This window comes from Gluconobacter sp. GP1, assembly GCF_032913585.1.
Taxonomy (GTDB): Bacteria; Pseudomonadota; Alphaproteobacteria; order Acetobacterales; family Acetobacteraceae; genus Gluconobacter; species Gluconobacter cerinus.
The window spans coordinates 1-10,242 of the sequence record NZ_JASGXC010000010.1 but is presented as its reverse complement, the minus strand read 5'-3'; the positions used below and the strand labels follow the sequence as shown (position 1 = coordinate 10,242).

The 10,242-nt window shown below is 60.6% G+C and carries 14 protein-coding genes; 9 read left to right on the top strand and 5 right to left on the bottom strand.

All coding sequences use genetic code 11. The annotated features are described in order from the left end of the window. Positions 1-143: 143 nt before the first annotated feature. Positions 144-590 (top strand): hypothetical protein, encoded by a 447-nt coding sequence (locus tag R5H23_RS15190; RefSeq protein WP_062499862.1) that lies wholly within the window; start codon positions 144-146, stop codon positions 588-590. Positions 591-664: 74 nt separating this feature from the next. On the opposite strand, the gene R5H23_RS15185 is transcribed toward R5H23_RS15190, so the two are convergent. Together R5H23_RS15185 and R5H23_RS15180 are read right to left on the bottom strand one after the other, a co-directional pair. Beyond that, positions 665-1,405 (bottom strand): hypothetical protein, encoded by a 741-nt coding sequence (locus R5H23_RS15185; protein WP_232309400.1) that lies wholly within the window; start codon positions 1,403-1,405, stop codon positions 665-667. A gap of 69 nt (positions 1,406-1,474) precedes the next feature. Further along, the gene (locus tag R5H23_RS15180) at positions 1,475-1,663 is read right to left on the bottom strand and encodes a hypothetical protein (RefSeq protein WP_064275565.1); all 189 of its coding nucleotides are present in this window, start codon (positions 1,661-1,663) and stop codon (positions 1,475-1,477) included. Between the two features lie 161 nt (positions 1,664-1,824). On the opposite strand from R5H23_RS15180, the gene R5H23_RS15175 reads away from it, so the two are divergent. From R5H23_RS15175 to R5H23_RS15165, 3 genes are read left to right on the top strand one after another with little or no spacing between them, the layout of a single operon-like run. Next, on the top strand, positions 1,825-2,079 hold the full coding sequence (locus tag R5H23_RS15175) for a type II toxin-antitoxin system Phd/YefM family antitoxin (RefSeq protein WP_064275564.1): 255 nt from the start codon (positions 1,825-1,827) through the stop codon (positions 2,077-2,079). Beyond that, positions 2,079-2,507 carry a type II toxin-antitoxin system VapC family toxin gene (locus R5H23_RS15170; RefSeq protein WP_064275563.1) on the top strand — a complete coding sequence of 143 codons (429 nt, stop codon included), beginning with the start codon at positions 2,079-2,081 and terminating at the stop codon, positions 2,505-2,507. Before R5H23_RS15175 ends, R5H23_RS15170 begins: the two co-directional genes overlap by 1 nt. Next, positions 2,500-2,745, top strand: a complete 246-nt coding sequence (locus R5H23_RS15165; protein WP_064275562.1) for a hypothetical protein — start codon at positions 2,500-2,502, stop codon at positions 2,743-2,745. Before R5H23_RS15170 ends, R5H23_RS15165 begins: the two co-directional genes overlap by 8 nt. A gap of 40 nt (positions 2,746-2,785) precedes the next feature. Here R5H23_RS15165 and R5H23_RS15160 read toward each other — a convergent pair whose 3' ends face one another. Both R5H23_RS15160 and R5H23_RS15155 read right to left on the bottom strand, forming a co-directional pair. Beyond that, entirely contained in the window at positions 2,786-4,348 is a 1,563-nt protein-coding gene (locus R5H23_RS15160) for an FAD-dependent monooxygenase (RefSeq protein ID WP_064275561.1), read from the bottom strand. Positions 4,349-4,667: 319 nt separating this feature from the next. Continuing rightward, entirely contained in the window at positions 4,668-5,120 is a 453-nt protein-coding gene (locus R5H23_RS15155; RefSeq protein WP_232309379.1) for a MarR family winged helix-turn-helix transcriptional regulator, read from the bottom strand. A 67-nt stretch (positions 5,121-5,187) separates the two neighbouring features. Here R5H23_RS15155 and R5H23_RS15150 point away from each other — a divergent pair, with 67 nt between their 5' ends. From R5H23_RS15150 to arsH, 5 genes are all read left to right on the top strand, one after another. Next, entirely contained in the window at positions 5,188-6,702 is a 1,515-nt protein-coding gene (locus R5H23_RS15150) for an FAD-dependent oxidoreductase (RefSeq protein WP_064275560.1), read from the top strand. A gap of 119 nt (positions 6,703-6,821) precedes the next feature. After that, entirely contained in the window at positions 6,822-7,175 is a 354-nt protein-coding gene (locus tag R5H23_RS15145; protein WP_064275559.1) for a helix-turn-helix transcriptional regulator, read from the top strand. Beyond that, complete coding sequence (arsC, locus tag R5H23_RS15140) at positions 7,172-7,594, top strand: arsenate reductase (glutaredoxin) (protein ID WP_064275558.1); 423 nt, start codon at positions 7,172-7,174, stop codon at positions 7,592-7,594. The genes R5H23_RS15145 and arsC overlap by 4 nt, the downstream gene beginning before the upstream one ends. Next, complete coding sequence (locus R5H23_RS15135) at positions 7,594-8,889, top strand: arsenic transporter (RefSeq protein WP_064275557.1); 1,296 nt, start codon at positions 7,594-7,596, stop codon at positions 8,887-8,889. Before arsC ends, R5H23_RS15135 begins: the two co-directional genes overlap by 1 nt. 21 nt (positions 8,890-8,910) lie before the next feature. Continuing rightward, a complete protein-coding gene (gene arsH, locus R5H23_RS15130) occupies positions 8,911-9,609 on the top strand; it encodes an arsenical resistance protein ArsH (protein WP_010505757.1) in 699 nt (232 codons plus the stop codon). Between the two features lie 225 nt (positions 9,610-9,834). On the opposite strand, the gene R5H23_RS15125 is transcribed toward arsH, so the two are convergent. After that, positions 9,835-10,242 (bottom strand): transposase (locus tag R5H23_RS15125; protein WP_317215945.1); only part of this gene is annotated, 408 nt, incomplete at its 5' end.

Sequence of the window (10,242 nt, the reverse complement as noted above, 5' to 3'; positions counted from 1 at the left end):
CCGAGCCTGCGATGTGAAGATGGCTGAGCATGAACGCCTCCGCGAAACCAGAACCTGGCTTCTGATAGCATGAAGCCGGGGCAGGGCAGAGAGGAGAACAAACCCTGTCCAATACAGACCGGAAATGTGTTAACGAAGACTGAATGCCGATCCGACCGGAACTGAAAGCGCTTTATCCTCCCAACTGGCCCGAGCTGAGCCGACAGGTGCGGTTCGAGCGGGCAGGGGGTGTCTGTCAGCGCTGCGGCCGGCCGCATGGACATCACCTTCAGGTGCTGCCGGGTGGTCGGTGGAAGCATCCGGAGACGGGGCACTGGTTCAATGGCCGGGGCAGGCGCATCTCGCCTCCGGACCTGATCGAGCATCTGCAAATACGACAGACGAAGGTGGTTCTGGCAGCGGCCCATTTGAATCATGATCCCACCAGCAACCGGCTGCGCAATCTGCGCGCGTTTTGTCAGCGCTGCCATCTGCTGCACGACCGGATGTATCATCTGGCTCAACGACGCCTGACCTTGCGACGGCGCCTGGCGCTCGGGGATCTGTTCGAAGGTCTGTATCGGGCCGGGGTCCCGCCTCTGCGCCTGTAACGGGTCAGATCAGGCGTCCGTCTGGACCGCGACGCTGGCCTCCAGCCGGAGCGGGGAGGGGAGTGATCTGTTTCCTATCGCTCACCGATCAGATGTTCAATGTGCGTAACGTGCCCGGCCCTGATGCCAACGCGCGTCTGCGCCTGCCGCACGAATTTCCGGTTCAGCTCGCGGGCCAGCGTTTCGCCGTCCCTGATCGGCACAACACTGTAGGTTCTGATTGCCCAGGAGATATCGCACTGCCAGTCGGTATGGCGGCTGCGCGTATGCCACTGCTTCATGGCCTGGTCTCCGCATCGCGCCGCTTCGGGGTGGTTCCAGCCATTCACCTCTGCCATCCAGGCCAAAGCGGCATCCTGCCGGCCCTCGGTCATGGTCTTTCCCCAGTGACGCACGCCATGGCAGTCCGGACAGAGAGAAATCACCCCTTTGAGGGTCTGGATCCGCCGCTCGTCGTCATACGCCCATCCTTCGTCAGCTTCGACCGGCCATTGGGGACCCCGTCCTCCGCACACCCGGCAACGGGATCCGGATCGCGCATAGGCATCCTTCCGGATCCGGTTCCAGTCTTCGGGCGCCAGGAAGGCGCGAAGATTAAAGCCCCACAGAGCCTGCGGCACCATCCACGGGCGGATGTAGGGGGCCTTGCGGTCCGGCCGATACCGGTAAGGCACGAAAGGCAATAGAGCGTCGAGCTTGTCCCGGTGCGCCATCCAGCACTTCTGCTCCCCGTTGAACGTGGCACCGCCCCGGGCTGCTTCCTTACGGCGCTCAAACGGGACGCAAAGAGGAATGAGTGTCGTCAAGGCAATCACCATAACAGGGACGGCCGAGCATGGCCGCCGTGGAAAGAGGGAATGTCGAGGCACTCGGGATATATCCCGTCAATGCTGATGGGACGACCCCGGATCACCCTCCCGCTTCGGGGCCACGCTCGCGTTTCCCTCAGTCGCGTCAACGGAACTGTCCCTCGGCCGCGGGCTTTCCGAAGAGGCTGTGCGGCTGCGCGCCTCCGCCACGAGGCGTTTGACGCGCTCGACTGCCATTGCACCACCATGCTCCATCGTGTTCATCGGCTTTCTCCGTTCAGAATGTCAGCTTCAGATCGGGCACCTGCCCTGTGAAGGACACTAGCTGGCCCGTTTGTGAGTGCAGACCGGAAGAGCCCGATTTCTGTGGCGCTGCCTGCGTCATTGTAGTAATGTCGCTACATAAGAAACAGGAGGCTCCCGAGATGACTGTCACCACATTTTCCAGTCGTGAGTTCAACCAGGACACGTCCCGGGCGAAAAAGGCTGCCGTTGAGGGGCCTGTCTTCATCACCGACCGCGGCAAGGCGGCGCATGTTCTGCTGAGCATCGACGACTATCGCCGGCTGACCCACAGACCGCGAAAGATCGCGGATGCACTCGCCCTGCCTGGTGCCGAAGATATCGACTTCGATCCGACGCCCATGACCCTCGGCCTGCGTCCCGCGGACTTTGGCTGATGTTCCTGCTGGACACGAACGTTGTTTCCGAACTGCGAAAGGTGCGGGCGGGCAGGGCCGACCCTAATGTCGCCAGATGGGCAGAGCAGGTGGAGGCCGAGACCCTTTTCCTGTCTGCCGTCACCGTCATGGAGCTGGATGTCGGTGTCATGCGGATCGAGCGCAGGGATCCCGCCCAGGGAAGCGTTCTGCGGAACTGGCTGGAGAACTACGTGCTACCCGAGTTTTCGAAGCGGGTACTTCCCATCGATCTGGCGGTCGCCCGCCGCTGCGCTCACCTGCATGTTCCGGATCCGGGCCCGGAGCGCGACACCCTCATCGCCGCGACCGGCCTGGTACATGGCATGACGGTTGTGACACGGAATACGAATGATTTCCGGTATTCGGGGGTGCCACTCCTCAATCCATGGAAAGCACAGCATGACTGATCACCGGCAAGACTGCAGCATGGCCGATTGTGAAGCCCTGTTCGTCAAGGGACTGAGGCAGTTCGTGGATGCCTGCGCGTATATCAACGCCGCCCTCCCGAACGAAGCGGAAGACGCCCCTTGGACAGTAACGGTGCATCGTCTTGCAGCGAGCGCTGCTGAGGCAGCGGAGAACCTTGAAAATCCCTCCGCAAGTGAGATTGCCCTATGGGCAGATGAGGCAATGAAAGTCCGCTAAGGGAGGAAGACGGACGGTCCGGTTTTGAAGTTCAGGCCAATCAGAACGGACATCGTGTCGTTAAATCCGCCTTTGCATGAAGCGGTGACAAAAACCATTGCGACAAGGCCTGTTCAGCTTCGGAGCAATCCGAAGGGTGATCGCGGGCCCATACTACGAAACCGTCAGGACGAATGAGCAGGGCGCATAAGCCTAGGCGATCATTTACATCGACGGCGATATAGGAAAGCCGGTGTTGATAGCGAACAGCGAGTTCATGTAAGCAAGAACTTCCGCCGAAATCGAGCAACAGCGCTTTCCCTCGTCGAAGATGTTCGTTCAAACGTGTCTCGTCGTTTAGTCTGAAATTGGGTGCACTCCGCCCCATCAGAGGATGATCGTCACCCGGATTGTAGCGCATGCCAATCCCCCACACCCGTTCGGCCATGTAGGTTGCCCCATCCTGCGTCGCGATCAGGTCATGCACAATGGCTCGCAGTGCGCGGGAACCCTGATTTGGCCGCATCAGCGCGACCTGCGCGCGGGACCAGTCAAGAACCTGCGCGGCGACCGGACGTCTTTCATTCTGGTAGCTATCCAGCAGTGCCGGGGCGGCGTCCCCGCGGATTATTGACGCAAGCTTCCACCCCAGATTCATCGCATCACCGAAACCGAGGTTAAGGCCCTGCCCACCCAGAGGCGAGTGAATATGGGCTGCGTCACCGGCTAGAAGCACCCGCCCCTTTCGGTAATCCGAGGCGAGAAAAGCCCGATCGGTCCAGGTCGTCGCAAGGCCGAGCGCCCTGACCTCCACTTCGCTTCCGGAGATGCGCCGCAGGACCGCTTGTATGTGATCGCGTGTGATCGCTCGGTGCCTATGACAGGCTCCTCCATCAAATTCAACCATCCTGATCATGTCAGGGGGGTCAAAGAGGTAGGTTCCAGTCGGCGTGTCATGATGACCTGTGGGGAGGATGCGCGGATCGGCAATATCCACCCTGGCGAAGTACCCCGTGAACTCGGGGTCCGTCCCGGTGAAGCCGAAGCCTGCAGCTTTCCGGACGCTGCTCCGTCCGCCATCGCAGGCGACAAGCCAGTCTCCTCGAAAGACCTTCTCGTCCGCCCGGACACTGACATCGTTATCCGTAGCGTGGACTTCTGAGACACATACCCCGTAACTGACCACAACCCCCAGTGCCAGGGCGCGATCCTTCAGAACCGCTTCAATGCTTTCCAGATCGGCGGCCATGGGGCTGATCATGGGCGGCAGGCGATAAGCCCACTGCGTTTGATCAATCTGGTCCATAAAAAAGTCGATGCCCGCGAAATGTCCGGCAGGCTGGCGTGTCTGCCTCATCCACGACGCAGCGGATGCGATTTCCTTTTCCGGGATACGGGCTTTGAGAGGCATTAGCAGGCCGCGCCGGTCAAAGATTTCCATCGTCGCGACGGAGAGGCCGCGTAATCCGAAAGGAGCGCGCTTCAAGGGGGTGCTGGCATCGCCCGCCTGTTCGAGGATCTGCACCGAGCACCCAGCCAGCGCCAGTTCGCAGGCCAGAAAGAGGCCAACGGGCCCTGCACCGATAATCAGGACATCGCAGGTCGCAAAGAGGGAATCAGACATTATTCTACTCCGGGGTCATCGTCCGACCGGAGCGTTTCTCGAAACTGAGCCCCGCGGGGACGAACGGCCGGGCGCTTGCAGCACCTTTCGTTCGTCGCGGGGGTCTCAGGTACGAAGCCAAAGACCAGAGCTTCCATTACTGGAAGGACTTGGGCTTACCAGACCAAGCCTGCCTTTTCCGACGCACTCTTTCTAGCGCTGCGGCTCTCCCGACACAACAGATGTTGCTAGCAGCGGTGGGCTCTGTACGAGACGGCGCAAGAGCAGACAGCGTGACGGCTTCAGATCTGGATCGGCCCGTCACGCCTGTTTCCGAACATCACCGCATCAGGTCATCAGCGAAGCGTCGCAGAAGCGACCTTAACTGATCGAGGTCTTCGTTGGTCCAGTCGACGAGAATGCGGTTGGACAGCCTCTCGCGCGCCGCGTTGAGGATGCGAACCATGTCCCGGCCTTTTTCAGTCACCGTCGCTTCTCGAACACGTCTGTCCGCTGCCGAAGGACGACGCTCAATGAGGTCAAGTTCTTCCAGCTTGGTCATTTGTCGGCTGATCGTCGTATGATCGCGGCCCGTCCGGTCCGCGAGGTCGACCACACCGATGGGACCGTAGCGCCATACGCGTGCCAGAAGCGGAAACAGGGCCCGATCCAGCGGAATGCCCGCTTCTTCGATCAGGCGATCATCCCGACGCGGCCGGTTGATTTCATCGACCAGATCGATGATCGCGGCATGGAGTCCGCGTAGGATTTCAGAGTCGTGTGCATTATTCACGTTTTTCGTTGCCTTCGACGGCGGGGCTATATATGTGAATATTACACATTGATTCGCGGAGCTGCCAGTGTCTTTCGATACAGACGTCCTGATCTCGGGTGCGGGGGCCGCAGGCCTGATACTTGCCATCGACCTCGCCCGACGCGGGGTTTCGTTCCAACTGATCGAGCAGAATGCGCAGCCGTTCAGCGGGTCGCGCGGCAAAGGCATCCAGCCCCGGACGATGGAGATCTTCGAGGATCTCGGCGTCGTCGATCGTATGGCTGCGGCAGGCGGACCCTATCCGCCGCTATGTCAGTATCGTCCTGATGGAACCCATAAGATGTCGCTTCTGACGGAAGCGGACGTCTTTCCGACCGCAGCCGAGCCCTATGCTGCGCCACTGATGCTGCCACAGTTCGCAACCGAAGCCGTCATGCGGGAGCGGCTCTCCGAGCTGGGCCATCATCTACATTTTGGGACACGGCTGACGGGATTTGAACAAGACGCTCATGGCGTTACGGCGAGGATCGAACAGAAAGGCGGCGAGCAGGTTGTCCGTGCCCGGTTCCTTATCGGAACCGATGGTGGCTGCAGTTTTGTGCGTCATGCATTGGCGATCGATTTTCCGGGAGAAGCACTGGGTGTGCGTGCGATCGTTGCCGATGTGCGGCTGGAAGGTCTTGATCGGTCCGCCTGGCATCGTTTCCAGCTCGCTTCACCGGCGACGCAGGTGATGATCTGCCCACTGGCAGGCACAGACCTGTTTCAGATTCAGGCGCCTGTGGCACTGGACGGAGAGATCGACCTGTCTCCGGCCGGATTGACCGCGTTCATCGGAGACCGAACCGGCAGAGGGGACATTATCGTCCGCTCGGTGTCCTGGTCCTCGGTCTATGCGATGAGTGCCCGTCTGGCCGATCGCTATAGAGTGGGACGCGTCTTCATTGCGGGGGATGCCGCGCATGTTCACCCGCCAACCGGAGGCCAGGGTCTCAATACCAGCGTTCAGGACGCCTATAATCTCGGCTGGAAGCTGGCCTCCGTGCTCGCGGGTGCGCCGGAAGCGCTGCTCGACAGCTACGAGGCGGAGCGTCGGCCGATCGCGTCGAACATGCTGCGTCTTTCGACGCGGCTGCTCGGGGAAGTAAAGCAGGGCACCATGCGACGCGATCGCGAAGCGCGTCAGCTCGACCTCGGCTATCGCGGCTCATCGTTGAACGTGCACGGTTCGGCGGGAGGCAAAGTGCAGGCGGGCGATCGCGCCCCTGATGCGCCCTGTCGCGGACAGGCCGGGCAGCGGACACGGCTGTTCACGGTTTTTCAAGGGTTTCACTGGACCCTGCTCGGCTACCAGCCGCACGACCGGCCCTCGGCCATCGCGGGCGTCCGTATCGTCACCGTTGGCGCGGGGCATGAACTCGTCGACGAAGATGGCGATATCGCCGAAGCGTACGGGATCGAACCCGGTCAGTGGGTGCTCGTGCGTCCGGACGGTTACATCGCCGGGATCTTTCCCTCTGACGGACTGGAGCCGCAGCTATCGCGCTACTTTGCGCACGTGCTGCCATCCCGCCCGACCGTTACGTTCGGAGGGGCATGAGGGGGGGTAAGCGGAATGTCTGGTCTGAGCAGAAAAGTTGAGGAAGCCGACAGTCATGATCTCCGTTTCCTCACACAGGATAGCTTGACTTACGACAATACATCCACAATACCGGATATATGGATATAGAATCTACCCTCGCAGCCCTGAGCGCCCTGTCGCAATCCACAAGACTGGAGATCTTTCGCCTGCTGGTGCGCTACGAGCCGGACGGATTACCCGCCGGAGATGTCGCGCGGCATCTCAATGTCCCGCAGAACACCATCTCGGCCCATCTCGCCACCCTGGCCCGTTCCGGGCTGCTGACCTCGGAGCGCTATAGCCGGCTGATCGTCTATCGCGCCTGTCTTCCGCGCCTGCGGGACCTGATGATCTTCCTCGTCAGGGACTGCTGCGCGGGCAGTCCCGAACTCTGCGCGCCCCTAGTCGCGACCCTGTCCTCCTGCTGTCCCTCCCCGGAAGCCCGCTCATGACCATCACGATCTACCACAACCCGGCCTGCGGCACGTCGCGCAACGTGCTGGCACTGATCCGCAACAGCGGCGAAGAACCCCGGATCATCGAATATCTGAAAAAGCCTCCCAGCCATGCGGAACTGGTCGATCTGATCGCCCGTATGGGCGTTCCGGTGCGCTCGGTCCTGCGGGAAAAGGGCACGCCCTTTCACGAACTTGGCCTCGATAATCCGACCCTGACGAACGATGCGCTGCTCGACGCCATGATCGCACATCCGATCCTGATGAACCGGCCGATCGTCGTCACCCCCCTCGGTGTTGCGCTCTGCCGTCCGTCCGAGACGGTTCTGGACATCCTGCCCAACCCCCAGCGTGACGCGTTCGCCAAGGAAGACGGCGCGAAGATCGTCGATGAAGCCGGAAAACGGATCGTCTGATGCTGGCTCTTGCCATTTTCATTGCTACACTGGTTTTTGTCATCTGGCAGCCTCGGGGGCTGGGCATCGGCTGGAGCGCAATGGCAGGTGCCGCCGTGGCCCTGCCGTCTGGAGTGATCCATTGGCACGACATTCCTGTCGTCTGGCACATCGTCTGGGACGCGACCTTCACCTTTATCGCGCTGATCGTCATCTCGCTATTGCTGGATGAGGCCGGGTTCTTCCATTGGGCCGCCCTGCACGTCGTGCGCTGGGGCAAAGGACGAGGCCGGACGCTATTCCCGCTGATCGTGGTGCTGGGAGCGGCCATTGCAGCGGTTTTCGCCAATGACGGCGCGGCCCTGTTGCTCACGCCCATTGTCATTGCCATCCTCACTCAACTCCGCCTGAGCCATACTGCAGCCCTGGCCTTCATCATTGCGACTGGCTTCGTCGCAGACACCACAAGCCTGCCGCTGGTGATTTCCAATCTGGTGAACATCGTCAGCGCCAATTTCTTCGGCATTGCGTTCGATCGCTATGCCGCCATCATGGTCCCCGTCGATCTGGTAGCACTTGGTGCAACGCTTGCCGTCCTGTGGCTGTGGTATTGGCGGCAGGTGCCTGCGACCTATCCCGTCACCGAACTGCCAGCACCCGCCACGGCCATTCGTGACCACCATGTATTCCGGGCGGCATTTCCGCTGCTGGCCCTGGTTCTGGCGGCCTATTTCCTGACCGCGCCGTTTCATATCCCGGTCTGTGTCGTAGCCTGCCTGGCCGCCGGAATCCTCTTGCTCGTCGCCGGATATGGCCGGGTCATCCCTGTTCGCAAGGTGCTGCGGGGTGCCCCATGGCAGATCGTGATCTTCTCGCTGGGTATGTATCTGGTGGTGTACGGCCTGCGCAATGCCGGGCTGACCGACTACCTTGCAACCGCACTGGTCTGGCTTGGCCATCAGGGGACGTTCGCTGCCACGATAGGCACCGGCTTTCTGGCGGCTGTTCTGTCGTCTATCATGAACAATATGCCGAGTGTGCTGGTCGGGGCGCTGGCGATCCAGCAGGCTCACGACATCACGCCGCTGACACGCGACCTGATGATCTATGCCAACGTCATCGGCTGCGATCTCGGGCCGAAATTTACACCGATCGGCAGTCTCGCCACGTTGCTGTGGCTGCATGTGCTGGCATCCAAGAATCATCGGGTCACATGGAGGCAGTATATGAAGGTCGGACTGGTGATCACCCCGCCCGTCCTGCTGGCAACACTCGCGGCGCTGGCCCTATGGCTGCCCCGGATCAGTCACCCGTAATACACGACAGGACCGATATATATGACCGAACCTGAGCTGCCAGCCTTGCATCCGGAGTATCTTGAACCGGTCGATCTCGCGCGGCTGGAACCGCAACCGCGTGTGGACCATCCGCCGCGTATCCTTCTGCTCTATGGCTCTTTGCGTCCCCGCTCGTTCAGCCGCCTGCTGGTGCTGGAGGCAGAGCGCATTCTGAAAGTCCTCGGCGCCGAGACACGGGTGTTCGACCCGACCGACCTGCCGGTAGCGGATTCCGTGCCCGCGACCCATCCGAAAGTGCAGGAACTGCGGAAACTCTCGATCTGGTCGGAAGGCCAGGTCTGGTGCAGCCCCGAACGGCACGGCAACATCACTGCCGTGTTCAAGAACCAGATCGACTGGCTGCCGTTGTCCGAAGGCTCGATCCGCCCGACGCAGGGCCGTACGCTGGCGGTCATGCAGGTTTCGGGTGGATCGCAGAGCTTCAATTCCGTCAATGGCCTGCGGGTGCTGGGCCGGTGGATGCGGATGTTCACCATCCCCAACCAGTCCAGCGTGCCAATGGCCTATACGCAGTTCGGTGACGATGACCGCATGAAGCCGTCCCCCCTTTATGACCGGATGGTAGATGTCATGGAGGAACTGATGAAATTCACATGGCTGCTGCGCGACCGGGCCGACTATCTAGTGGACCGCTATAGTGAACGTAACTCGGAACACCGCTTGCCTGAAAAGCTATGAGCCGGGCTGGCGCGCATTTCTGGCATACGACGTCGGCTTATCAAAACCCTAAGCGACCCACCTTACGACCGAGATTTAGGCGTAAGCGGACCTGGAGGGATCGAAGAACCCTTGATTGATACGCTTGGCTGGTGATTTCAGGTTTTTGGCGATTTGATTGACTACTTTTGGGTTCGTTTTCGATCTGCATTTTGAGCAGATTGAGTGCTGCCCCCCGCTGGATTGCTATGCATTCGCGCTGATCCGCTCCAGGAAGAGGAAGCGGCGCATATTATAGACGATATTGGCCAACCCGATCCTCATGGTGGCCCGCGTTATGCCGACGGTTCGGACGAACAGCCCGGTCTGTGATTTCTGATCAGCAAAGACATGCTCGACACGCGACCGGATAACGGACTTTCCGGCGTTGGATTTCTGGATATGCCTGGGCATAGGCTTGAGATGCGGCTTTTTCCTGTGAACCTTCGAGACAAAGCCCTGCTCCTCCATGAAGTCCTCATTCGCTTTTGAGCGATAGGCCGTGTCAGCCCAGACCGTTGAGGCCGTATTGGTTTTATCCAGCAGCCCCTCTCTCAATCGCGCGCCATCACTGGCGGCGGCATGCGTTGTTTTCCATTTCCGGATGAACCGGTA